This is a genomic window from Streptosporangium sp. NPDC020145 (genome assembly GCF_040631275.1).
In the GTDB taxonomy this organism is placed as follows: Bacteria; Actinomycetota; Actinomycetes; order Streptosporangiales; family Streptosporangiaceae; genus Streptosporangium.
Genome location: NZ_JBEXZT010000007.1, coordinates 328545 through 351005, shown reverse-complemented (window position 1 = coordinate 351005; position 22461 = coordinate 328545). Strand labels below are relative to the sequence as shown.

17 protein-coding genes and 1 pseudogene are annotated in these 22461 nt (G+C 70.1%); 9 read left to right on the top strand and 9 right to left on the bottom strand.

Annotated elements, in window-relative coordinates; all coding sequences use genetic code 11:
* Positions 1–996: pseudogene (locus ABZ463_RS16770) on the top strand (phospholipid carrier-dependent glycosyltransferase); the annotation flags it as partial.
* Here ABZ463_RS16770 and ABZ463_RS16765 read toward each other — a convergent pair.
* The gene (locus ABZ463_RS16765; protein WP_362776839.1) at positions 944–2470 is read right to left on the bottom strand and encodes a hypothetical protein; all 1527 of its coding nucleotides are present in this window, start codon (positions 2468–2470) and stop codon (positions 944–946) included. The pseudogene ABZ463_RS16770 and the gene ABZ463_RS16765 sit on opposite strands and share 53 nt — an antisense overlap.
* Before the next feature lie 101 nt (positions 2471–2571).
* Here ABZ463_RS16765 and ABZ463_RS16760 point away from each other — a divergent pair, with 101 nt between their 5' ends.
* From ABZ463_RS16760 to ABZ463_RS16750, 3 genes are all read left to right on the top strand, one after another.
* Positions 2572–3819: a glycosyltransferase gene (locus ABZ463_RS16760; RefSeq protein WP_352013933.1), complete on the top strand. Its 1248-nt coding sequence runs from the start codon at positions 2572–2574 to the stop codon at positions 3817–3819.
* A gap of 79 nt (positions 3820–3898) precedes the next feature.
* The gene (metG, locus tag ABZ463_RS16755) at positions 3899–5674 is read left to right on the top strand and encodes a methionine--tRNA ligase (RefSeq protein WP_352013932.1); all 1776 of its coding nucleotides are present in this window, start codon (positions 3899–3901) and stop codon (positions 5672–5674) included.
* A 27-nt stretch (positions 5675–5701) separates the two neighbouring features.
* Positions 5702–6562, top strand: coding sequence for a TatD family hydrolase (locus tag ABZ463_RS16750; protein ID WP_352013931.1), 861 nt, complete (start codon positions 5702–5704; stop codon positions 6560–6562).
* A gap of 111 nt (positions 6563–6673) precedes the next feature.
* Here the strand turns inward: ABZ463_RS16750 and ABZ463_RS16745 are convergent, their stop codons facing one another.
* Positions 6674–8017: a hypothetical protein gene (locus ABZ463_RS16745; RefSeq protein WP_362776835.1), complete on the bottom strand. Its 1344-nt coding sequence runs from the start codon at positions 8015–8017 to the stop codon at positions 6674–6676.
* Entirely contained in the window at positions 8014–9495 is a 1482-nt protein-coding gene (locus tag ABZ463_RS16740) for a serine/threonine-protein kinase (RefSeq protein WP_362776852.1), read from the bottom strand. Before ABZ463_RS16740 ends, ABZ463_RS16745 begins: the two co-directional genes overlap by 4 nt.
* Positions 9496–9633: 138 nt before the next feature.
* Between ABZ463_RS16740 and rsmA the strand changes: the two genes are divergently transcribed.
* Both rsmA and ABZ463_RS16730 read left to right on the top strand, forming a co-directional pair.
* Positions 9634–10479 carry a 16S rRNA (adenine(1518)-N(6)/adenine(1519)-N(6))-dimethyltransferase RsmA gene (gene rsmA / locus ABZ463_RS16735; protein ID WP_352013928.1) on the top strand — a complete coding sequence of 282 codons (846 nt, stop codon included), beginning with the start codon at positions 9634–9636 and terminating at the stop codon, positions 10477–10479.
* Between the two features lie 83 nt (positions 10480–10562).
* Complete coding sequence (locus tag ABZ463_RS16730; RefSeq protein WP_352013927.1) at positions 10563–11465, top strand: 4-(cytidine 5'-diphospho)-2-C-methyl-D-erythritol kinase; 903 nt, start codon at positions 10563–10565, stop codon at positions 11463–11465.
* Positions 11466–11479: 14 nt separating this feature from the next.
* Here the strand turns inward: ABZ463_RS16730 and ABZ463_RS16725 are convergent, their stop codons facing one another.
* Entirely contained in the window at positions 11480–11923 is a 444-nt protein-coding gene (locus tag ABZ463_RS16725) for a DUF732 domain-containing protein (protein WP_362776832.1), read from the bottom strand.
* 496 nt (positions 11924–12419) lie between these two features.
* On the opposite strand from ABZ463_RS16725, the gene ABZ463_RS16720 reads away from it, so the two are divergent.
* Positions 12420–14213: an ABC-F family ATP-binding cassette domain-containing protein gene (locus ABZ463_RS16720; RefSeq protein ID WP_362776829.1), complete on the top strand. Its 1794-nt coding sequence runs from the start codon at positions 12420–12422 to the stop codon at positions 14211–14213.
* Between the two features lie 38 nt (positions 14214–14251).
* On the opposite strand, the gene ABZ463_RS16715 is transcribed toward ABZ463_RS16720, so the two are convergent.
* Positions 14252–14794, bottom strand: a complete 543-nt coding sequence (locus tag ABZ463_RS16715; RefSeq protein ID WP_352013924.1) for a MarR family winged helix-turn-helix transcriptional regulator — start codon at positions 14792–14794, stop codon at positions 14252–14254.
* 56 nt (positions 14795–14850) lie between these two features.
* On the opposite strand from ABZ463_RS16715, the gene ABZ463_RS16710 reads away from it, so the two are divergent.
* Both ABZ463_RS16710 and ABZ463_RS16705 read left to right on the top strand, forming a co-directional pair.
* Complete coding sequence (locus ABZ463_RS16710) at positions 14851–15639, top strand: trans-aconitate 2-methyltransferase (RefSeq protein ID WP_362776826.1); 789 nt, start codon at positions 14851–14853, stop codon at positions 15637–15639.
* Positions 15640–15794: 155 nt separating this feature from the next.
* Positions 15795–17282, top strand: a complete 1488-nt coding sequence (locus ABZ463_RS16705) for a CYTH and CHAD domain-containing protein (protein ID WP_362776824.1) — start codon at positions 15795–15797, stop codon at positions 17280–17282.
* Here ABZ463_RS16705 and ABZ463_RS16700 read toward each other — a convergent pair.
* The 4 genes from ABZ463_RS16700 to ABZ463_RS16685 all read right to left on the bottom strand — a co-directional run bounded on the left by ABZ463_RS16700 (position 17275) and on the right by ABZ463_RS16685 (position 22347).
* Positions 17275–18153, bottom strand: a complete 879-nt coding sequence (locus ABZ463_RS16700) for an NUDIX hydrolase (protein WP_352013921.1) — start codon at positions 18151–18153, stop codon at positions 17275–17277. The two genes, ABZ463_RS16705 and ABZ463_RS16700, sit on opposite strands and share 8 nt — an antisense overlap.
* Complete coding sequence (locus tag ABZ463_RS16695) at positions 18146–20209, bottom strand: RNA degradosome polyphosphate kinase (RefSeq protein WP_352013920.1); 2064 nt, start codon at positions 20207–20209, stop codon at positions 18146–18148. The genes ABZ463_RS16700 and ABZ463_RS16695 overlap by 8 nt, the downstream gene beginning before the upstream one ends.
* A gap of 62 nt (positions 20210–20271) precedes the next feature.
* Positions 20272–21261 carry a TetR/AcrR family transcriptional regulator gene (locus tag ABZ463_RS16690; protein WP_362776820.1) on the bottom strand — a complete coding sequence of 330 codons (990 nt, stop codon included), beginning with the start codon at positions 21259–21261 and terminating at the stop codon, positions 20272–20274.
* Positions 21262–21405: 144 nt separating this feature from the next.
* On the bottom strand, positions 21406–22347 hold the full coding sequence (locus tag ABZ463_RS16685; RefSeq protein ID WP_362776818.1) for an acyl-CoA desaturase: 942 nt from the start codon (positions 22345–22347) through the stop codon (positions 21406–21408).
* Positions 22348–22461 lie beyond the last annotated feature (114 nt).

Sequence of the window (22461 nt, the reverse complement as noted above, 5' to 3'; positions counted from 1 at the left end):
TTCGCCTGCCTGGTCGCCGACCGCGACCACGCCAGGCGCAGACTGGTCGACTGGTACGAGAACTCCCCGATCAGCGACCAGGGCCCCTGGCTGGGGCTGCGGCCCTGGCGGATGGCCGCCGGAGTGCTCCTGGGCGCCGCCTGCGCGGTGAAGTGGTCGGGCATCTTCTACCTGGTCGCGTTCGTCGTCATGTCGCTGATCTGGGACGCCGGGGCCCGCAGGGCGGTCGGCCTGGGCAGGCCGTACAGCGGGGCGCTGGGCAAGGACCTGCCGACGCTGCTCGGGGCGATGGGCCTGCTGCCCGCGCTGACCTATCTCGTCTCCTGGACCGGGTGGTTCATCTCGCCGCTCGGCTGGGGCCGCAACTGGGCGCAGGCCACCTCACAGGGACCGGTCTTCTTCGTCTTCGACTCCATCCGGTCGTGGCTCAACTACCACTTCCAGGTGCTGGGTTACCACACCGGCCTTTCGGCCTCCCACCCCTACCAGTCGGAGCCGTGGAGCTGGCCGTTGATGCTTCGCCCCGTGGCGTTCTTCTACGAGGGCTCGGACAACGTCTGCGGGGTCAAGACCTGCGCCTCGGCCATCCTCGGCGTCGGCACCCCGGTCATCTGGTACGGCGGGCTCGCCGCCCTGGTCGCCATGATCGTCTGGTACGTGTCGTCCCGGGACTGGCGGGCCGGGGCCGCCCTGCTCGGTTACGCCGCGGGCTGGCTGCCCTGGTTCTACTGGGCGCTGGCCGACCACCGCACCATGTTCAACTTCTACACGATCCCCATGGTGCCGTTCATGATCCTGGCCATCACCCTGGTCGCCGGGCTGATCATCGGCCCCGCGGACGCCACACCGAACCGCAGGGCCGTGGGAGCGGGCGTGGTCGGCCTCTTCGCCCTCCTCGCGATCATCAACTTCTGGTGGCTCTATCCGGTGCTGACCGCCGACGTCATTCCGCACGAGGAGTGGTGGCGCCGGATGCTCCTGCGGAGCTGGGTCTGAACCCGTGCCGCAGCGCGATCGCCGCCGCCAGGCACGCCAGCGGTACGGCGGGCAGCACGTAGCGGTAGTCGAACTCGGCAGTCGCGGCGGGCGCCAGGATGAGCCCGAAGGCGCCCAACCACGGCAGCAGGACCGGACCGCCCAGGGTGCGCCAGCGCGCCACGACCCCGGCGAGGCCGATCAGCAGCAGCACGCCGACCACGATGCCGGGCAGCCTGACCGTCTGCTGGTAGCCCTGCATGAACCTCGCCCACGGGTCGTGGACCTCGGTGCCGATCACACTGGGCTTGCCGCGGATCTGGGCGGTCGGCAGGCTCGGGTCGTAGGTCTGGGCGTCACGGTCGCTGGTGCCCCTGTACGACGGCCAGGTGGGCAGCACCTTGCCCTCCGGCAGGAACTCGTACTGCCGGTAGGTGTTGGCGTCGGGGAACTGCGGCCGGTCCCAGCGGAAGGCGCGGAAGAAGTCTCCGGCCATGACGCCGAGATAGTCGAGCGGCTGGGCCAGGATCGCCCGCCTGGCGAACGCCCCCGCGGCCCGGTTGATGTCGGGGGTGAAGGTGGTGTTGGGCCCGAAGGCGTGGAACCGCTGCCCGGGCTGCGCCCACCACAGGTACTTCTGCCCGGAGAAGTGACGCTCGCTCGGCGGGGCGCTGATGCACAGCAGCGCCAGTTCGAGCTCCTTGCGCGGATCGACCCTCATCGTCCTGCAGTCGGCGAACAGCGCGGTCCGCATGTACAGGATCGCGCCGTCGCTGCTGGTCATCGCGAAGTTGCCGTACGTCGCGGCGAACCAGGCCATGTAACCGGCCACCGGAACGCCACAGGCCGTGACCATGGCCACGATCGGCTTCCAGCCGGTCCGCTTGACGAGCATGTAGACCGCGACCAGGGCCAGGATCGGCAGGCCGATCGACCTGGTCAGCGCGGTCAGCGCGAGCAACAGGCCGACCACGGCCCCGACCTGCCAGGACATCTTCCTGTGCCAGAGCACCAACGTCACGACGCCCACGACCAGCAGCATGAACATGGCGTCCGACATGATCAGGTGTTCGAGCTGGATCTGGTAGGCGTCGAACAACACCGGCAGCGTGGCCAGCGTCGCCCCCCACCCCGGCAGCCCGAACCTCCTGCGCAGCAGGACGTAGATCAGCAGCGCCACACCCAGGCCCATCAGGTGCTGGGTGAGGACCACCAGGGAGAAGCTGTGGAAGGGCCGCAGCAGGAGCAGCCAGAAGGAATAACCGTTCGGTCGCAGGGCACTGGGTCTGCCAGGATTGACCGCCCCCGAGACGTACTCGAAGGAGTCGTTGAACCACAGCGCCGGACCGTATCCCAGCATCGTGACCACACGCAGCGCGAACGCCAGCGCCACGGCCACGGCGAACAGCCGGTGGCGGCCGAGGAGGGCCAGCGCGCGCGAGAGCACACCCGCCGCGGGTGAGTCGAGGCGCGGCGCCTCGGTGACGGTCACCATGCATTACAGGATGCCAGCCGTTTGGTGGAGTTGACCCGCACAGTAGACGTTAGAGGGCATCATGATGAGGTTGGGCTGTGCCGTAACTGAGAGGTTGAGACGTGGAACTGACCGTGGTCATGCCTTGCTTGAACGAGGCGGAGACCGTGGAGACCTGCGTACGCAAGGCACTGGCCTGCATGCGGGAGCACGGGATAGACGGAGAGGTGCTGATCGCCGACAACGGCAGCACGGACGGCTCCCAGCAGCTCGCCCGTGACGCGGGCGCCCGCGTCGTGCACGTCGACGCCAAGGGGTACGGCAACGCCCTCATAGGGGGCATCAGGGCCGCCCGCGGCAAGTACGTCATCATGGGCGACGCCGACGACTCCTACGACTTCACCGCGCTGCTGCCGTTCGTCGAGCAACTGCGCGACGGGGCCGACCTGGTGATGGGCAACCGCTTCAAGGGCGGCATCGCCCCCGGCGCCATGCCCCCGCTGCACCGCTACCTCGGCAACCCGGTGCTGTCCTTCATCGGCAGGCTGTTCTTCCCCAGCGCCATCGGTGACTTTCACTGCGGCCTGCGCGGCTTCCGGCGCGACTCGATCCTCAGGCTCGGCCTGCAGACCGGCGGCATGGAGTTCGCCAGCGAGATGGTCGTGCGCTCGACCCTGTCCGGTCTCGACGTGCGCGAGGTGCCGACCACCCTTTCGCCCGACGGCCGTTCCCGCCCGCCGCACCTGCGCTCCTGGCGCGACGGCTGGCGCCACCTGCGCTTCCTGATGCTGTACAGCCCGCGCTGGCTGTTCTTCATCCCCGGCCTGATCCTGATGACCCTGGGCCTGGTCGCGGGCGCCGCCCTGAGCTTCGGGCCGATCTACATCGGCAAGCTCGGCTTCGACGTCGACACCCTGGTCGGCGCATCGGCCGCCGTGGTGATCGGCTTCCAGGCGGTCCTGTTCGCCCTGTTCACCAAGGTCTACGCGGCCGAGGAGGGCTTCCTGCCCGAAGACAGGCGCGTGCGCAAGCTCGTCGACATCGTGACCCTGGAGAAGGGCCTGATCGCCGGAGGCCTGCTGGCCCTGGCCGGACTCTTCGGCCTGGGCGCCTCGCTGGTCCACTGGCAGACGCGCAGCTTCGGCCCGCTGATCCCGTCGGAGTCACTGCGCCTGGTCGTCCCCTCGGCGACCGCGCTGATCATGAGCTTCCAGACCATCTTCGCCGCCCTGTTCATCAGCATCCTGGGCATCCGCCGCTCCAAGGAGACGCCGATCGACGTGGCCGCCTCCGCGGCCGAGGAGGCCGCCCAAGCCGTCAGCCTGGACGGCGAGGAGCAGACGGTCCCCCGAGAGAGCACCAAGGCCTGAGCCCCTCCCGGGAGAGCGGCACGGCCCGATCCCCGGGAGCGCACCAAGGCCTGAGTCGGCGTCCCTTAGGCTTGGCTACATGTCCCAGCACATCCTGACCGCGGTCGCTTGGCCGTACGCCAACGGCCCCCGCCACATCGGGCACGTCTCCGGATTCGGCGTGCCGTCCGACATCTTCAGCCGCTACCAGCGGATGGTGGGCAACAAGGTCCTCATGGTGAGCGGGACCGACGAGCACGGCACCCCGATCCAGGTCCAGGCGGACAAGGAGGGGCTGAGCGCCCGTCAGCTCGCCGACCGCTACAACCGGGTCATCGCCGAAGACCTCCAGGCGCTCGGCCTGTCCTACGACCTGTTCACCCGGACCACGACGGACAACCACTACGCCGTGGTCCAGGAGGTCTTCAAGGGGCTGCACGCCAACGGCTACGTCTTCCCCAAGACGACGATGGGCGCCATCTCCCCGTCGACCGGGCGCACCCTGCCCGACCGCTACATCGAGGGCACCTGCCCCATCTGCGGCTACGACGGCGCGCGTGGCGACCAGTGCGACAACTGCGGCAACCAGCTCGACCCGATCCAGCTGGTCAACCCGGTCAGCAGGATCAACGGCGAGAAGCCGGTCTTCGTCGAGACCGAGCACTTCATGCTCGACCTGCCCGCCTTCGCCGAGGTGCTCGCCACCTGGCTGCAGTCCAAGCAGGGCGACTGGCGGCCCAACGTGCTGAAGTTCGCCCTCAACCTGCTGGGCGACCTGCAGCCCCGGGCGATCACCCGTGACCTCGACTGGGGGGTGCCGATCCCGCTCGACGGCTGGAGCGACCAGGCGAACAAGCGGCTCTACGTCTGGTTCGACGCCGTCATCGGCTACCTCAGCGCCTCCATCGAGTGGGCCCGCCGCTCCGGCGACCCCGAGGCCTGGCGGCAGTGGTGGCAGAACCCCGACGCCCGTGGTTACTACTTCATGGGCAAGGACAACATCGTCTTCCACGCCGAGATCTGGCCGGCGCTGCTGCTCGGCTACAACGGCCAGGGTGCCAGGAACGGCACGCCGGGGGCGCTCGGTGCGCTGGACCTGCCCTCGGAGGTCGTCTCCAGCGAGTTCCTGACCATGGAGGGGCGCAAGTTCTCCTCCTCCCGTCAGGTCGTCATCTACGTCCGTGACTTCCTGGCCCGCTACGACGCCGACGCGCTGCGCTACTACATCGCGGTCGCCGGTCCGGAGAACCAGGACACCGACTTCACCTGGTCGGAGTTCCTCAACCGCAACAACGGCGAACTGGTCGCGGCCTGGGGCAACCTGGTCAACCGGTCGATCTCGATGGCCGCCAAGAACTTCGGCGCCATCCCCGAGGCGGGCGACCTCACCGACGCCGACCGCGCCATGCTCGAACGCAGCCGGGCCGCCTTCCCCAGGGTCGGTGCCGAGCTCGGGCGCTCCCGCTTCAAGAACGCCACGAACGAGGCGTTCGACGTCATCCGCGAGGCCAACAAGTACCTCGCGGACCAGGAGCCGTGGAAGATCAAGGACGACCCCGAGCGGGTCAAGTCGATCCTGCACGTGGCCCTGCAGGTCGTCGACGACGCCAAGACGCTGCTGACCCCGATCCTGCCCTCCTCCTCCAACAAGATCCACGAGATGCTCGGCGGGACCGGCGTCTGGTCGGGGATGCCGGAGATCAGGGAGGTCGAGGAGAACGGCAGGCCGTATCCCATCATCACCGGCGACTACGACGGCCAGGCGCGCTGGGAGCACACCCCGATCCGGCCCGGGGTCCCGCTCGCGCCGCCGACCAGGCTCTTCACCAAGCTCGACCCGAAGATCGTCGATGAGGAGCTCGCCCGGTTGGGGTGACGTGGCAGGCTCGATAGGTTGGGGCGGGTGAGCACGACGAAGCTTCCCGCCCCTCCCGAGCCCCTGGCCGCGGAGGTGTTCGACAGCCACTGCCACCTCGACATCATGGTGGGCAACCGTCAGGCGTCCTCGGGTGACCCCGTCGCCCAGGCGGCGCAGGCGGCCCAGGCGAGCGTCGAGAGCATCCTCGACCAGGCCCGTTCCGTCGGGGTGACCCGGCTGGTCACGATCGGCTACGACCTGCCCTCCTCCCGGTGGAACGCGGAGGTGGCCGAACTGCACCCCGACGTCTACGCGGGGGTCGCGATCCACCCGAACGAGGCGCACGCCTCGACGCCCGAGGTGCTCGCCGAGATCGAGGCGCTGGCCCGGCTGCCGCACGTCAGGGCGGTGGGGGAGACGGGCCTCGACTACTACCGCGACTGGGCGTCGAAGGACGACCAGCACGCCAGCTTCAGGGCGCACATCGAGATCGCCAAACGGACCGGCAAGGCCCTGGTGATCCACGACCGGGAGGCCCACGACGACGTGCTGGACGTCCTGGCCGACCAGGGGGCGCCGGACGTCGTGGTCTTCCACAGCTTCTCCGGTGACGCCGAGATGGCCGCCAGGTGCGTCCAGGCGGGCTACCACATGTCCTTCTCCGGCCCGGTCACCTACAAGAACGCGGGCTATCTCCGGGAGGCCGCCGCGCTCGCGCCCGTGGAGCTGATGCTGGTGGAGACCGACGCGCCCTACCTTCCGCCGACGCCGCACCGGGGCAAGCCGAACGCCCCCTATCTCATTCCCCTCACGCTGCGCTGCCTCGCCGAGGTCAAGGGGATCGACCCGGGCGAGCTGGCCACGGCCATCAGCGCCAACGGGGAGGCCGTCTTCGGCACCTGGTGAACACCGCCAGAACACACGACGCCCCGCCACAACGGCTTTCGACCCACAGCGCCGCTCGGCCCACGGTGTCCGGGCCACGGCGGCTTCACCTCGTCTTCAGCCCACGGAGGCTCAGCCCACCGAGGCGCCGAACTCCGCAGGCTCCCCGTCGTCCTGGGCGGGGGGCAGCGGGGTTCCCACGGTGTCGTTGCGGCCGAGGACCGTCACCGCCCCAGAGCCGTCGCGGTCCGGAGCGCCGACCACGAGGCGGTTGCCGCCGAACCCGACCGCCCAGCCGAACCGGTCTCCCGCCTTCCCTCGCTCGACCACCCGGGCCGCGGACGGATCTCGCACCGGGACCACCACGACCCGGCCGCGTCCGCCGGGACCGCCGAACGGGGCGCCGACCGCCAGCCGGGCGCCGCCCTCCCCGGTGAGGGCGAGCGAGAAGCCGTACCCGTCGCCCGTGGCGCCTCGGGAGCCCTGGTCGAGGGTGGCCAGCGGGGTGATCTCCTCTGCCGCCGAGGAGCGGAAGAGCCGCACCAGCCCCGAGTCGCGTACACCACCGCCGTCGCCGAGCGGCGCCCCGACCGCGAGGTAACCCGCCTCCCCCTCCTCCGCGTAGGCCATGGAGTAACCGAACCGGTCGCCGGCGTGGGTCTCCACGATCCGGCGCAGGTCCCACTTCCTGCTGGTGTAGGCGTCCCTCGCGCCGGACACGTCGTAGATCACGGCGATCGAGCCCGCGTCCGCGGCGCCCCCGCTCTCCTGGCGTCCCGTTCCGTCGTCGTTGTCGTACGGCGCGCCGACCGCGAGGTCGGCCGCGTCCCGTCGGCCGCCCATCCTGCCGACGGCCACCGACCAGCCGAACATGTCGCCGGGTTCACCGCTGCCCGGCACCCCCGGCGTGTCCTGGGAGATCCGCCGCCCCTCACCGAACCCGGCCCCCACGTCGAACAGATGGACCGCGCCGGAGTCCTCGACCCCGTCGGCGTCCTCGTGCGGGGCGCCGACGGCGAGCGTGCCCCGCCCCACGGCCAGCGACCAGCCGAAGTGGGCGCCCGCCTCGGGAGAGGAGGGGAGCAGGCGCGCCGGAGGGCGGGAGGCCGTGCCGTACACGATGTAGACGGCACCCGCGTCCGGCCGCCCCGCCACGTCCGTGTACGGCGCGCCGACCACCAGGTCCGCGCAGCGGTCGCCGTCGAGGTCGGCCAGCCGTACCGACCAGCCGAACCCGTCGCCCGCCGCGGGCGCGGGGGCGCGCACGACCCTTGCCTCGTCGCCCCTGCCGGACAGGACGTGTACGGCTCCCGCCCCGGTCACCCCTCCCGGGGAGGCGAACGGGTCGCCGACGGCGGTGTCCCCGCCACAGCCCGCGGGCGACGGGGATGACGATGGCGACGACGGCGACGACGGCACAGCCACGAGGGTGAACAGCAGCGCGAACGGCACGGCGGCCTGCGGGAGGAACCTCACAGCCGCACCTCGATCCGCCGTCCGCCGTCGGTCACCTGGCCGCTCAGCCGGGCCGGTCGCCGTTCGGGAGGCAGGTCGTAGACCAGGACCCGGTCCAGCCTGCCCCCGGGGGCCAGCGTGTCCGTCAGGCCCGCCACGGGCGCCTCGGGGGTGTGGGGCGTCCCCGCGTCGTCGAGCAGGGTGAACGGGTCACGACTGAGGGGGACGCGTTCGCCACCCGGGTTGAGCAGGGTGAGCGTGACCACGCACAACCTGCCGCGCGCCGTCGTGCCCTCGTAGGAGGTCAGGCCGCAGCGTGGAGCCCGTGGCACGATCAGCTGCGGGTCTCCGACCGGAGAGCCGATCGGGATCCGCCTGCCCACGTCGGTCGGACCGCCGCCCGAGGAGGTTCCGCCTCCTGTGCCGCCAGGGCTCCCGAGGACGTGGGCCAGCACCGCGACGGTGACCGCGAGCGCGGCGGCCACCACGAGTCCCACCATGATTGATTTCCTCCGCCGGGACCGGGCCGCGGGGGGCGCCCCGGGGGCGCCGAGGCCACCGAGGACCTGGGTGGTGTCCGGTTCCACGTTGGCCGGAGGCCGCCACGTGTCACCGAGCACGTCGACGACCGGAGCCGGCGGGTCCGCAGTCAGGGGGCCCGCGGGGGCCGGGGTGCCGCCGACCAGCGCGATCAGCAGGTCCTGCGCGGTCGGGCGCGCTCCGGGGTCCATCGCGGTCGCCCTGCGGACCAGGTCGTCGAGCGGGGCGGGAAGCGAGCCCAGGTCGGGTGGGGTGTTCAGCAGCCGCGTCGCCATGGTGATCATGTCGCCCCGGCCGTACGGGTGGCGGCCGTTGCCCGCGTAGGCGATCAGGCACCCCCAGGCGAAGACGTCGGCGGCCGGGGTGATCTCAAGCCCCTTCACCTGCTCCGGCGCCCACCACCCCGGGCTGCCGAGCACCTCGCCGGAACGGGTGAAGCCACGGGTGGAGTCCAGTGCCCTGGCGACGCCGAAGTCGATCACCCGCGGCCCGGACAGGGACAGGATCACGTTGGCGGGCTTGAGGTCGCGGTGGACCAGCCCGGCGACGTGGATCGCCGCCAGGGCGGCGGCCACCCCGAGGGCCACACCGTGCAGCTGGGCGGGGTCGAGCGCGCCGTACACGCTGATCTGGCGTGACAGAGGAGTGCCCGGGATGTACTCGGTGACCATGTACGGCCTGCCGTCGTCGGCGTTGCCGTCGCCGAGCACCTGGGCGGTGCAGAACGAGGCGACCCGCCGGGCGTTGCGCACCTCCGCGTGGAACCGTTCGGCGAAGCCGTCCTCGACGGCGACCTCGGGCTTGATCACCTTCACCGCGACCAGGCGCCCCTGCGGGTTCCGTGCCAGGTAGACGGTGCCCATGCCGCCCTCGCCGAGGCGCCCGAGAAGCCGGTGCTCCCCGATCCATCCGGGGTCGCCGGGACGTAACCCCTCGACGCCGGGCCGGTTGGCATCCATCACGGGGGCAATCCTTCCATCGCCGACGAACCCCCGTACGGATCACGTTATCCGGAAGACCGGGCGTCCTCACCGGGGGATTCCATGCGCGACACTTGTCGGATGACATGGGGAGCATGCGGTGAGTGAGGGGCGGCGATGAGCCTTCTCGGCCCGGTCGAGATACGTGAGCTGGCGGAGCGGCTCGGCGTCCGCCCGACCAAGAAGCTCGGCCAGAACTTCGTGATCGACGCCGGTACGGTGCGCAGGATCGTCCGGGTGGCCGATCTGCGCCCCGACGACGTGGTCATCGAGGTCGGGCCCGGCCTCGGGTCGCTCACCCTCGCGTTGCTCCCCGAGGTACGCGGCGTCGTGGCGGTCGAGATCGACCCGGTCCTGGCCGAACAGCTCCCGCTGACCGTCGCCGGGCACGCCCCCGAGCTCGCCGACCGCCTGACCGTGGTGCTCGCGGACGCCATGCGGGTGCTGCCCGAGGAACTGCCCGAGGACAGGCCGACCGCCCTGGTCGCCAACCTCCCCTACAACGTGTCGGTCCCGGTGGTGCTGCACCTGCTGGAGACGCTGCCGTCCCTGCGTGCCGTCCTGGTCATGGTCCAGTCCGAGGTGGCCGACCGGCTGGCCGCGGCGCCGGGTTCGAAGGTCTACGGCATCCCCTCGCTCAAGGCGGCCTGGTACGCCGACGTCCGCAGGGCCGGTCCCGTCGGCAGGACGGTCTTCTGGCCGGTGCCCAACGTGGACTCCGGGCTCGTCGCGATGACCCGCAGGCGGCCCCCGGAGACCACCGCCTCGCGCGAGGAGGTCTTCGCGGTGGTGGACGCCGCCTTCGCCCAGCGCCGCAAGACCCTGCGCGCCGCCCTCGCCTCCTGGGCCGGTACGGCCGCCGCCGCGGAGCAGGCGCTGCGCGCCGCCGGGGTCGATCCCACACTCCGTGGCGAGCAGCTGTCCATCGAGGACTTCGCACGAATCGCTGAAAAGCGCACATGAGCTGATTTGTCGGGGAGCTTTGCGAGGACGTGTGCGGGGACCCCGTTACGATCGGGGACCGTGACGAGCGATGAGAGGGACGCATGAACTCGGTGACCGTCCGGGTGCCCGCCAAGGTCAACCTGCGGCTCGCGGTCGGGCCGCTCCGCGACGACGGCTTCCACGACCTGGTGAACGTCTTCCACGCCGTGTCGATCTTCGACGAGGTGACGGCCGTCGCGGAGACCGGGATGCGGGTCCGCGTCGAGGGTGAGTCGGCGAGCGAGGTGCCGCAGGACGCCGACAACCTGGCCATCCGGGCCGCCCTCGCGCTCGCCGGGCACGCAGGCAGGTCCTACGGCGTCAGTCTCGTCATCCGCAAGGCGATCCCGGTCGCGGGCGGCATGGCCGGCGGCAGCGCCGACGCGGCCGCGGCCCTGGTCGCCTGCAACGAACTGTGGGGCCTCGGCCTGCCGGTCGAGGACCTGATGGAGATCGCCGCCGACCTCGGCAGCGACGTGCCCTTCGCCCTGCTTGGCGGTACGGCCGTCGGCACCGGCAGGGGGGAGCGGCTGACCTCCCTTGAGGCGGATGGCACGTTCCACTGGGTTTTCGCCCTGGCCGACGGCGGCCTGTCCACGGCGAGGGTCTACGCCGAGTGCGACCGCCTGCGCGCCGAGAGCGGTGACCCGGTCGGCCCGCCCCGGGCGTCACAGCCCCTGCTGGCCGCGCTGCGCGCCGGAGACGCCAAGGCCCTGGGCGCCGAACTGGCCAACGACCTGCAGCCCGCCGCCGTGTCCCTGCGCCCCAGCCTGGCCAGGACCCTGGACGCGGGCCGCGAACACGGAGCCCTGGGCGCCCTGGTCTCCGGCTCGGGTCCCACCTGCGCCTTCCTGGCCGAGTCCGCCGACCACGCCGTCACCCTGGCCGCCTGCCTGCGGGCCGCCGGAGTGGCCAGGGACGTCCTGACCGCCCAGGGCCCCACCCCGGGTCCCACGGTCGTCTGAGGCCCGGGGGCGCGTTAACCGGGAATCGCATCCCGTTGGTGCGGGCACAGGTTGACGATGGCGAGCTTCGCTATGTACGCGGACGCCTCCGGGTCGAACCCGCTGGTCCCGAGGTGTGCGGCCGCGGCGAAACCCTTTCCCTCCTCCAGCGCCGCGCACATGTTCCGGCCGAGCCATCCCAGTTTGTAGGGGTCGGCGTCCCTCAGCGCCTTCCGCTGCCTCACCGCCGCCGTGAACGCCGCTTCGAGTGCCGACGCCGACGGGTCGGGTGCGGCTGTCGGCTCCATGCTCGGCGTGCTCGGCCCGGTGTCCTCCTCGACCGGGGGCGGTGTCCTCATGGGCGTCGGCGTCGAGGCCACCGGTTCCGCCACGGGTGTCCCGGCGCCGTCGTCGGGCGGGGCTGCCAGGCCGCCCAACAGCCTGAGCACGCCTATCACCGCGACGGCCGCGATGACCACGAAGACCGCGATGTTCCTGCGACTCCGCGGCGGCGGCGATTCCGGCCGCCGACCGGGTGGCGGGCCCGTGGGGGAAGGCTGCTCAGGAGGACGCATCCGCGCACCATATGCCACATATTCACCGATTGATCAGCAAACAACCAATACGACCACCCAAAAACGATCATCAGAGGAGTCCCAAACCCCACCCCGCTCCACTCCCTTGTTCCCAGCCCCTCCAGGCGGCCCCGATCCCCGGCAAGACAGCGCGACAGCTCGGCCAAGATTCCAGCTCTCCCCAACCCCACGACCAACCATCGGCGCCGGCCACGAAGGGTTCGATCTCGGCCTTACCGATGCCGTGCGTGAGGAGTGTCCGGCTTGGGCGCGTCGGTGTCTGGACTGAGGAGCGAAGGAGCGAAGCGGATGAGCGACGAGGGAAGACACCGACTCGAAAGCGCCCAAGCCCCGCGACGCCGCCAGGCGGAGCAAAGAGACGCAGTAACCTTATGAAACGATGAATCTGGTCAATCTTGAGTCGGTTTCCCACTCCTACGGTCCCAAGCCTCTGCTGAGGGATGTCTCCCTGGGCATCGAGGCCGGTGACCGTGTCGGGGTGGTCGGCCGCAACGGTGGTGGTAAGACCACGCTCATCTCGGTGATCGCGGGTGCCCTCACGCCGAACGCGGGACGGGTCACCCACAACCGGGGTCTGCACGTGGGGGTTCTGTCCCAGGGCGACGACCTCGACCCGGCGCTGTCGGTGCAGGAGATCGTCGTCGGCGGCAGGCCCGAGCACGAGTGGGCCGGTGACGCGGGCATCCGCGAGATCATGGCCAGTCTGCTCGGCGACATCGACCTCACCGCGCTGGCCGGGACTCTGTCGGGTGGTGAGCGGCGCCGTACGGCGTTGGCGAGGCTGCTGGTCGGCGAGCACGATCTGATCATTCTGGACGAGCCGACCAACCACCTGGACATCGAGGCCATCGACTGGCTGGCCAGGCACCTGTCCGCGCGCCGTACGGCGTTGCTGGTGGTCACCCACGACCGGTGGTTCCTGGACGCGGTCTCCACCAGGACGTGGGAGGTGGTCGACGGCACGGTCGAGCGTTACGAGGGCGGGTACGCCGCCTACGTGCTGGCCAAGGCGGAACGGGCCCGGGTGGCCGCCGCCTCGGAGGCCCGGCGGCAGAACCTGATGCGCAAGGAGATCGCCTGGCTGCGCCGGGGCCCGCCCGCGCGTACCTCGAAGCCGAAGTTCCGCATCGAGGCGGCCCAGGCGCTGATCGCGGACGAGCCGCCGCCCAGGGAGAGCGTCGAGCTGGTGAAGTTCGCCGCCGCCAGGCTGGGCCGTACGGTCTATGACCTTGAGGACGTCACGCTGCACGCGGGCGGTCCCGGGGCGGGGCCGTTGGTTCTGGAGCACGCGACCTGGCAGTTCGGCCCCGGTGACCGGGTCGGCCTGATCGGGGTCAACGGTTCGGGCAAGTCCTCGCTGCTGCGGCTGCTGGCCGACACGGTGCGACCTGATTCCGGCAAGGTCGTGCGGGGCAAGACCGTCCGGCTGGCTCATCTGTCGCAGGAACTGGCCGAGCTGGACCCCACACGGCGGGTGCTGGAGACCGTCGAGGAGATCCGCAAGTTCATCCAGGTCGGCAAGAAGGAGTGGACCGCCTCCCAGCTGCTGGAACGCCTCGGTTTCCGGGGTGAGGCGCAGTGGAAGGTGGTCGGTGACCTGTCGGGTGGCGAGCGGCGCCGCCTGCAGTTGCTGCGGCTGCTGATGGACGACCCCAACGTGCTGCTGCTGGACGAGCCGACCAACGACCTCGACATCGAGACGCTGAACGAGCTTGAGGACCTGCTCGACGGCTGGCCGGGCACGTTGATCGTGGTCAGCCACGACCGCTACTTCCTGGAGCGGGTCTCGGACAGGACGGTCGCGCTGCTGGGCGACGGCAGGCTGTCGATGCTGCCCGGCGGTGTCGACGAGTATCTCGAACGGCGTGCCTCCGGCGGGGCGCTGTCGGCCAGGGCCGCGGCTTCGACGGACATCCGTGCCACGCCGCAGCCGACGGAGACCACCGGCCTGTCGGCGAAGGAGGAGCGGGAGCTGCGCAAGGAGCTCTCGCGTCTTGAGCGTCAGCTCGACAAGCTGGGCACCCGCGAGGAGAAGCTGCACGCCTCCATGGCGGACGCCGCCGCCGACTACGGCAGGCTGGCCTCCCTCGACGCCGAGCTCAAGGAGGTCCTCGCGGAGAAGGAGGCCGTGGAGACCGAGTGGCTGGAGCTGGCCGACCGCCTGGGCGAGTGAAAGTCAGAGGTTTGTCCCCTGACGTGAGGGCAGTGGGGTCAGTGCGCTCCGGTGTCGGTCGCGTCAAAAGGGACGAGTAGCGTGCGCAGCAGGCCCGCGAGGGCCTGCTGTTCATGCTTTCCGAGGCCTGCCAGTAAGTCGCGTTCGCGGCGGAGCAGGTCGGCGAAGGCGTTGTCGACCCGGACCCGTCCGGCGTCGGTCAGGGAGACCAGCACCCCTCTCCTGTCCTCGGGGTCGGGGCGGCGCCGTACCAGACCGGCGGCGGCGAGCCTGTCGATCCGGTTCGTCATGGTTCCCGAGGTGACCAGGGTGGCCCTGAGCAGCGCGCCGGGGCTCAGCTCGTACGGCTCGCCCGCCCGGCGCAGCGCGGTGAGGACGTCGAACTCCCAGTTCTCCAGGCCGTGTTCGGCGAAGGCCGCCCGGCGGGCGCGGTCCAGGTGCCGGGCCAGCCGGGAGACCCGGCTCAGCACCTGGAGGGGCTCGACGTCGAGGTCGGGGCGTTCCTGGCGCCAGGCGGTGACCAGCCGGTCCACCTCGTCGCGGGGCCGGTCGAGGTCGCGGCCGGAGCGGTGCACGGTCATGTGGTGAGTCTATCTGTCTTGACATCGAGATAAATAACCCGTTATGAGTTGTCTTGATGTCAAGAGATATATGGAACCCACGGGTCTACGGCCGGTACGCCGACGAGCGGTCGCGGCCCTTCTTCGACCTGGTCGCGAGGATAGCGGCGCGGAGCCCGCGCCGGGTGGTGGACGCGGGATGTGGCACCGGCGAGTTGACCGCCACGCTGGCCGAACGCTGGCCCGAGGCCGAGGTGCACGGGTTCGACTCCTCGCCCGCGATGCTCGCCGGGGCCCCCTCCGGGGTCCCGGCGACGGGTGGGCTGAGCTTCTCCGTCGAGGACGTCACCCGGTGGCGTCCCCGCGAACCGGTCGACGTGATCGTGTCGAACGCCGTCCTGCAGTGGGTTCCCGGCCACCGTGACCTGCTGCCGCGCTGGGTGGAGGCGCTCGCGCCGGGGGGCTGGCTCGCCTTCCAGGTCCCCGGCAACTTCGGCGCGCCCAGCCACGCGCTGGTGCACGAGCTGTGCCGTACGACGTGGCGTGATCGGCTCGCCGACCTGGTCAGGCCGGATCCGGTCGGTGAGCCCGCCGAGTATCACGACCTGCTGGCCGGGGCGGGCTGCCGGGTCGACGCCTGGGAGACCACCTACCTGCACGTTCTCACCGGCGAGGAGACCGTGCTCGGATGGATCACCGGCAGTTTCCTGCGCCCCATGCTCGACCGGCTGTCCCCCGAGGAGGCGGACGACTTCCTGCACGACTGCTCCGACGTGCTCGTGCGGGCCTACCCCCGTGGTCCCCACGGCACCCTGTTCCCCTTCCGGCGGATTTTCGTGGTGGCCCAAAAGATGACCGAAAAATGAACAAACCATTAACGAAAGGCGTTGTCCGGACAGGGTGGGGTCTGTACCCGATGGGTAATTGCAGGTCGATCGTCCGGAGTTGTGGACGAATGGTGGGACGTCAATAAATACTGCAGGGACTGAGAGAGATATCTGGGCACATCAGGGGACGGCCTGTGGCTATAGAAATAGAAGACAAGTTCGACGTGCCGGTGGACTACGAGCTGCCCGAACTGACCGGTCTGCCGGGCTGCTCGGGGGTCGTCGGTCCCAAGACCCACCAGCTCGTCGCGCTCTACTTCGACACCCCTGACCTGCGGCTCGCGGCCCGGGGCATCACCCTGCGGCGGCGCCGGGGCGGCACCGACCCGGGCTGGCACCTGAAGCTCCCCAAGGCGAAGGGCGTCCGGCAGGAGATCGTCCACCCGCTGACCCGCAGCGCCAAGATCGTGCCCAGGGAGCTGGCCGACCTCGTGCTCGCCTACACCAGGGGCGCGCCCCTGACCCCCGTCGCCGAGCTCGACACCCGCCGTTCGGTGACCCACCTGGTGAACGGGGCCGGGGTTCGGCTCGTCGAGATCGCCGACGACCGGGTCAAGGGCACCGTGCTGGGTGAGCAGCCGCACCTCGAACGCTGGCGTGAGGTCGAGGCCGAACTGATCGAGGGCGACGTCAAACTGCTCGCCAAGGTCGGCAAGCGGCTGACGAAGGCGGGAGCCTCGCCCGCCGACTCGTCGAGCAAGCTGGCCCGCCTGCTCAACTCCGCCGCCCCCGTCCCCACGGTACGGCTCGCCGAGACCAAGTCCGGTTCGGCGGGCGAGGTCGTCATGGGATATCTCGGCGCCCAGGTGGCCGCTCTCCTGGCCCAGGACCCCCGGGTACGGCGCGCCGAGGAGGACGCCGTCCACCAGATGCGCGTCGCCTCCCGGAGGCTGCGCAGCGCGCTGAAGTCATTCACGTCGGTCGTCGAGGGGACCGAGACCCTCCAGGAGGAGCTGAAGTGGCTGGCCGGGGTCCTCGGCGAGGCCCGTGACCTGGAGGTCATCAGGGAGCGTTTCGCCCGCAGCCTCGCGACCCTCGACCAGGAGCTGGTCGTGGGCCCGGTCGGGACCCGCCTCAGCTCCGACCTGCTCGACGCCGAGCACGAGGCCTACGACCGGATCAGGGAGGTGCTCGGCGGGGAGCGTTACTTCGCACTGCTCGACGCGCTGGACGACCTGGTCGCCACGCCCACGCTCACCAAGGCCGCCAAGCGGCCCGCCGACTCCCTCGAAGCCGTCGCGGCCAAGGGCTGGAACCGGGTCACCAAGGCGTACGCGGCGGCCCAGGCCGTCGAGGGCCCGGAGCGCGAGGAGGCCATGCACGAGGTGCGCAAGACGGCCAAGCGGGCCCGCTACACCGCCGAGGTGCTCGGCCTGGGCAAGCTGGCCAAGCACGCAGAGGCCGTACAGGAGGTGCTCGGCACCCACCAGGACGGCGTCGTCGCCCAGGAACGGCTCGCGGCCGAGGCGGCCAACGCCAGGCTCGCGGGGGAGGACACCTTCACCTACGGCGTGCTGACCGGCCTTGAGCGGGCCGGAGCGGCACGGGCGTGGGAGGAGTTCCCGGCGGTCTGGGCCGAGACCTCCAAGGCCGTGGAGGAGCTTCTGTCGGCTTTCAGGTGATGTAGCGGTCCACGCCGACGACCCTGCCGCCGGCGTGGTGCAGCACCATGAAGGCGCCCTTGCGTAACTGCACGTCCCCGGGCCGGTCGGTGATCCCGGCGATCAGCTCGGGAAGCACCTTGCCGTGGCTGCACAGCACCGTCGAACGCTCCGAGTCCAGCACCTTCGACACCAGCCGCAGCGCGGCCCTCGGGTCGTGGTAGGTCTCGGACAGCAGCCGCTCCTGACGGATCTCAAGCCCGGCGCTCTCGGCGTACGGCTCAAGCGTCTGCACGCACCGGCTGCTCGTCGAGCTGATCAGTTCGACGGGGCGGTAGGCCGCCAGGGCGTCGGTGAGGACCTCGGCCTGGAGCCTTCCCACCTCGTCCAGGGGACGTTCGTCGTCGTCACCCTCCCAATCCTGGCGCGAACCGGCCATGCCATGCCGTACCAGGACGAGGGGGGTGGTCGCGAGCGGGACCGCGGTGAGGGCGCGCAGCAGGCCCGCGTCCCACTCGTAGGTCAGCCGCCGCCTGGCCTCCTTCAGCGAGAGCCAGACGACCTCGTCGACCTCCTCGACGTCGGTGTACGGCTCGCTGGTGGCGGCCCTGGCCACCCAGTAGTCGACGCGCTTGAGCCGCTTGCCCTTCAGGTAGTGGATCGGCGGCAACGCCCGGCCGAGCAGCGCGGTGATCCCGGTCTCCTCGGCCACCTCGCGCAGGGCTCCGGCGATGACGTGCTCACCCGGCTTCAACTTGCCCTTGGGGAAGGTCCAGTCGTCGTACTTGGGACGGTGGACGAGTGCGACCTCGGGGGCCGTCTCCTGCCCCCGCCACACCACCGCCCCCGCGGCGCGGATCATGTCGGTCGGGTGGACGTCCAGTTCAGTCATCTATCGTCCTCCACCGCCGGGTGCTGATCAGATGGTTCTGCAGGTCGTCACCGGGGTGCTGGGCCCAGCTGCCGTCCGCGTTGAGCCACCAGGTCGAGGTCTCCTCCGACATGGCCCGGTCGAGCAGTGAGCTGAGGTACATCCGCTGCTGCTGGCTGGTGACCTTGACCAGCGCCTCGACGCGGCGCTCCAGGTTGCGCCGCATGAGGTCGGCGCTGCCGATCCAGATCTCCGGCCTGCGCCCGTGGCCGAACTCGTAGATCCTGGAGTGTTCGAGGAAGCGGCCGAGCACGCTCCTGACCCGGATGTTCTCGGAGAGCCCGGGAACGCCGGGACGCAACGTGCACACCCCGCGCACCCACAGGTCGACCGGGACACCCGCCTGAGAGGCGCGGTAGAGGGCGTCGATGACCAGCTCGTCGACCAGGGAGTTGGTCTTCATCCTGATGCTGGCCGGGCGGCCCGCCTCCTGGTGGGAGATCTCCCGCTCGATCCTGGCGACCAGACCCCCGCGCAGCGAGTGCGGGGCGACCAGCAGCCGCCGGTAGGCCGAGTGGTTGGAGTAGCCGGTCAGGTGGATGAACAGGTCGGTGACGTCCTCGCCGACCAGCGGGTCCGCGGTCAGCAGACCCAGGTCCTCGTACTGCCTGGCGGTCTTGGGGTTGTAGTTGCCCGTGCCGATGTGGCAGTAGCTGCGCAGCTCGCCGGAGGGCTCCTGCCGTACGACGAGGGCGAGCTTGCAGTGGGTCTTCAGGCCGACGACCCCGTAGACCACGTGGCATCCGGCCCGTTCCAGTTTGCGCGCCCAGGTGATGTTGGCGTGCTCGTCGAACCTCGCCTTGATCTCCACGACCACGACGACCTGCTTGCCCGCCTCGGCCGCGTCGATCAGCGCGTCCACGATCGGCGAGTCACCGCTGGTCCGGTAGAGCGTCTGCTTGATGGCCAGCACGTTCGGGTCGGCGGCGGCCTGCTCGATGAAGCGCTGCACGCTGGTGGAGAAGGAGTCGTAGGGGTGGTGCAGCAGCACGTCCCGTTCGCGCAGGACGGCGAAGATGTCGTCCTCGACGTGGACCACCTCGGCGGGCACGAAGGGGCGGAAGCTCAGCTCGCCCCGCTCCAGGTCGGAGATCGCGTGCAGCCCGGTCAGGTCGAGCGGACCGGGCACCCGGTAGATCTCGTGCTGGGCCACCCCCAGCTCGTCGACCAGCAGGTCGAGAACCTCGGGGGTGATGGTGTCCTCGACTTCCAGGCGCACCGGAGGGCCGAAGCGGCGCTTGAGCAGCTCCCGCTCCAGGGCCTGCATGAGGTTCTCCGTGACGTCCTCGTCCACGTCCAGGTCCTCGTTGCGGGTCACCCTGAAGACGTGGTGCTCGACGACCTCCATGCCCTTGAAGAGCTGTCCCAGGTGGGCGGCGATGACGTCTTCGAGGGGGACGAAGCGGTCCTTGGAGGCCGCGACGAACCGGGGGAGCCTGCTGGGCACCTTCACCCTGGCGAACACGGTGTTGCCGGTCGCCGGGTTTCGGACGGTCACGGCAAGGTTGAGCGAGAGTCCGGAAATATAGGGAAAAGGATGGGCGGGGTCGACGGCCAGCGGGGTCAGAACCGGCCGGATCCGCTCCCGGAACAGCTTGCGCATCTCGGTGCGCTCGTCCCGGCCGAGGTCGTCCCAGCGCACGATCTCGATGCCCTCGGAGGCGAGCTGCGGGCGCAGTTGCTCGTGGAAACAGGCCGAGTGCCGCTGCGCGAGCTCGTCGGCGATCGCGGCGATCCTGGCCAGTTCCTCGCGGGGCTTGAGCCCGCTCTTGGTGCGAAGCAGCAGGCCGGTGGCCATCCGCCGCTTGAGGCCCGCGACCCGTACCCGGAAGAACTCGTCCAGGTTGCTGGCGAAGATCGCCAGGAACCGTACCCGCTCAAGCAGGGGCAGGGACGTGTCCTCGGCCAGTTCAAGAACCCGCTGGTTGAACTGCAACCAGCTCTCCTCGCGGTTGAGGAAGCGTTCCTGGGGGAGAGGAAGTCCTTCGGGGGTGGGGTGCGCGGGATCGGCGGACATATGACCAGAATGCCCGCTTTGATTGAACGGAACGTTAATTTGGGATCAACGGCTGCTGTTGGTTACTCGCTTGTTTCCAGGTTTTCCCCATCTCCGGAGGCCGTCGCCGACCCTCCCGCGGGTGTCCTCGCCCCTCTGGCACGGAGCTTCTCCTGCTCCCTCAGCTCCCGCTCGCGGAGTTTCTCCTGCTCCCTGAGCAGCCGTTCGCGCTCCTTCTGCTCGCGCTCACGGGCCTTCTCCTGCTCCTTCAGCTCCCGCTGCCTGATCTTCTCCAGGTCACGGGCGAGCTTGTCGGCCTCGCGCCGCTCGCGCTCGCGGGCCTTCTCCTGCTCCTTCAGTTCGCGTTCGCGCGCCTTCTCCCGCTCGCGAAGCTCCTTCTCGGTCGGCGCCGGGGCCACGACGCCGTGAGCCTCGGGGCCGCGGGGTTCCAGGCCGTGGGAGAAGGAGGTCAGACGGGGGGTCGGGGACAGACCGGTGAGGCCGTTCCAGGCCAGGTTGACCAGGTGCGCGGCCACCTCCTCGCGGGCGGGCCTGCGGACGTCGAGCCACCACTGGCCGGTCAGCGCGACCATGCCGACCAGCATCTGGGCGTACATGGGCGCCAGCTTCGGGTCGTAGCCGCGCTCGGCGAACTGGTCGACCATCACGTCCTCGACCTGGCTGGCGATGTCGTTGATCAGGCTGGCGAACGTGCCCGTCCCCGAGGCCGCGTGTGAGTCGCGGACCAGGATGCGGAAGCCCTCGCTGTTCTCCTCGACGTAGGCCAGCAGCGCCAGCGCGGCCCGCTCCAGCTTGATCAGCGCGTGTGAGGCGGAGAGGGCCTCCGTCACCAGGCCGAGCAACTTCTGCATCTCACGGTCGACCACGACCGCGTAGACGCCCTCCTTGCCGCCGAAGTGCTCGTAGACCACGGGCTTCGAGACGTTGGCGGTCGCCGCGATCTCTTCGACCGATGTGCCGTCGAACCCCTTCTCAGCGAACAGGGTCCGGCTGATCTGGATCAGCTGCTCCCGGCGTTCCTTGCCTGACATGCGTCGTCGGGGTTCGCTCACGTTTCCAATGATGGCGCTCCCAGGTTGCGAAACGGGAACCGTATTTCGCCGGACCGGGGGCCGTCGCCCCCTTCTTGAGGGGGGCGCGGGCGTGTTGTCCAAGGTGTTAGGGGGGACACCGGAGGTGCGGCGCGGTGTCATGATTCAGGCGGATATGCGCTTGGCCGCCAGTCGTTCCGGCGTCGGCCAGCGGACGTCGTGAACCCAGCCCGCCTTCTCGAACCAGCGGATGACCCCGGCGCTGAGGTCGATCTGTCCCTTGAGCGCGCCGTGCCTGGCGCACGTCGGGTCGGAGTGGTGCAGGTTGTGCCAGGACTCGCCGAACGACGGGATGGCCAGCCACCACACGTTGCGCGACTTGTCACGCGACTCGAAGACCTCCTCGCCGAAGACGTGGCAGATGGAGTTGATCGACCAGGTCACGTGGTGCAGCAGTCCGATCCTGACCAGCGTGCCCCAGAAGAAGGCGGTGAGCATGCCCCACCACGACCAGGTCAGCAGGCCGCCGAGCAGCGGGGGGAGCACCATCGAGGAGATCGCCATCACCGGGAAGAACTTGTGCAGCTTGACAATGTCGGGGTCCTTGAGCAGGTCGGGGGCGTACTTCTCCCGGTTGACCCGGTCGGTCTCGAACAGCCAGCCCGCGTGCGCCCAGAGCAGTCCCTTGGTCAGCGACAGGAAGCCGCTGCCGAAGCGCCACGGCGAGTGCGGGTCGCCCTCCTTGTCGGAGAACTTGTGGTGCTTGCGGTGGGTGGCCACCCAGTCGAGCACCGACATCTCCAGCGAGAGGCTGCCCGCGATGCCCAGCGCGATCTTCATCGGGCGCTTGGCCTTGAAGGAACCGTGAGTGAAGTGGCGGTGCAGGCCAACGGTCACACCCAGCCCGGAAACCGCGTAGAACACGAAGAAGATCGCGACGTCGGTCCAGCCGAGCCCCCATCCCCACGCGAAGGGAACGGCGGCGAGCAAGGCGAGCAGAGGCGCGGCCACGACCACGCCGAACGTGACGAGTTCGATCGTGGTCTTCGGCTCTGGGTCCGCCTCCGGCTTCGGGCCGGGCGCGGGGCGTTCTTCGATGACGGTCATCGGAGCTCCTTGAGCGTGGATACCCCGTCCTTCAGGGCGGGGAGGAAACGCGGTGCGGCGCCGCTGTATCGAACAGACATGCGATTCTTAGCTGATTGTGCTGTATCATGTGAG

What these genes read in the sequence shown, in the direction of transcription:
- ABZ463_RS16740 (WP_362776852.1), bottom strand. Translation starts at nt 9,495, where the DNA reads ATGGATGCCAACCGGCCCGGCGTCGAGGGGTTACGTCCCGGCGACCCC.
- ABZ463_RS16700 (WP_352013921.1), bottom strand. Translation starts at nt 18,153, where the DNA reads ATGACTGAACTGGACGTCCACCCGACCGACATGATCCGCGCCGCGGGG.
- ABZ463_RS16685 (WP_362776818.1), bottom strand. Translation starts at nt 22,347, where the DNA reads ATGACCGTCATCGAAGAACGCCCCGCGCCCGGCCCGAAGCCGGAGGCG.
- metG (WP_352013932.1), top strand. Translation starts at nt 3,899, where the DNA reads ATGTCCCAGCACATCCTGACCGCGGTCGCTTGGCCGTACGCCAACGGC.
- ABZ463_RS16710 (WP_362776826.1), top strand. Translation starts at nt 14,851, where the DNA reads ATGTCAAGAGATATATGGAACCCACGGGTCTACGGCCGGTACGCCGAC.
- ABZ463_RS16730 (WP_352013927.1), top strand. Translation starts at nt 10,563, where the DNA reads ATGAACTCGGTGACCGTCCGGGTGCCCGCCAAGGTCAACCTGCGGCTC.
- ABZ463_RS16720 (WP_362776829.1), top strand. Translation starts at nt 12,420, where the DNA reads ATGAATCTGGTCAATCTTGAGTCGGTTTCCCACTCCTACGGTCCCAAG.
- ABZ463_RS16715 (WP_352013924.1), bottom strand. Translation starts at nt 14,794, where the DNA reads ATGACCGTGCACCGCTCCGGCCGCGACCTCGACCGGCCCCGCGACGAG.
- ABZ463_RS16765 (WP_362776839.1), bottom strand. Translation starts at nt 2,470, where the DNA reads ATGGTGACCGTCACCGAGGCGCCGCGCCTCGACTCACCCGCGGCGGGT.
- rsmA (WP_352013928.1), top strand. Translation starts at nt 9,634, where the DNA reads ATGAGCCTTCTCGGCCCGGTCGAGATACGTGAGCTGGCGGAGCGGCTC.
- ABZ463_RS16695 (WP_352013920.1), bottom strand. Translation starts at nt 20,209, where the DNA reads ATGTCCGCCGATCCCGCGCACCCCACCCCCGAAGGACTTCCTCTCCCC.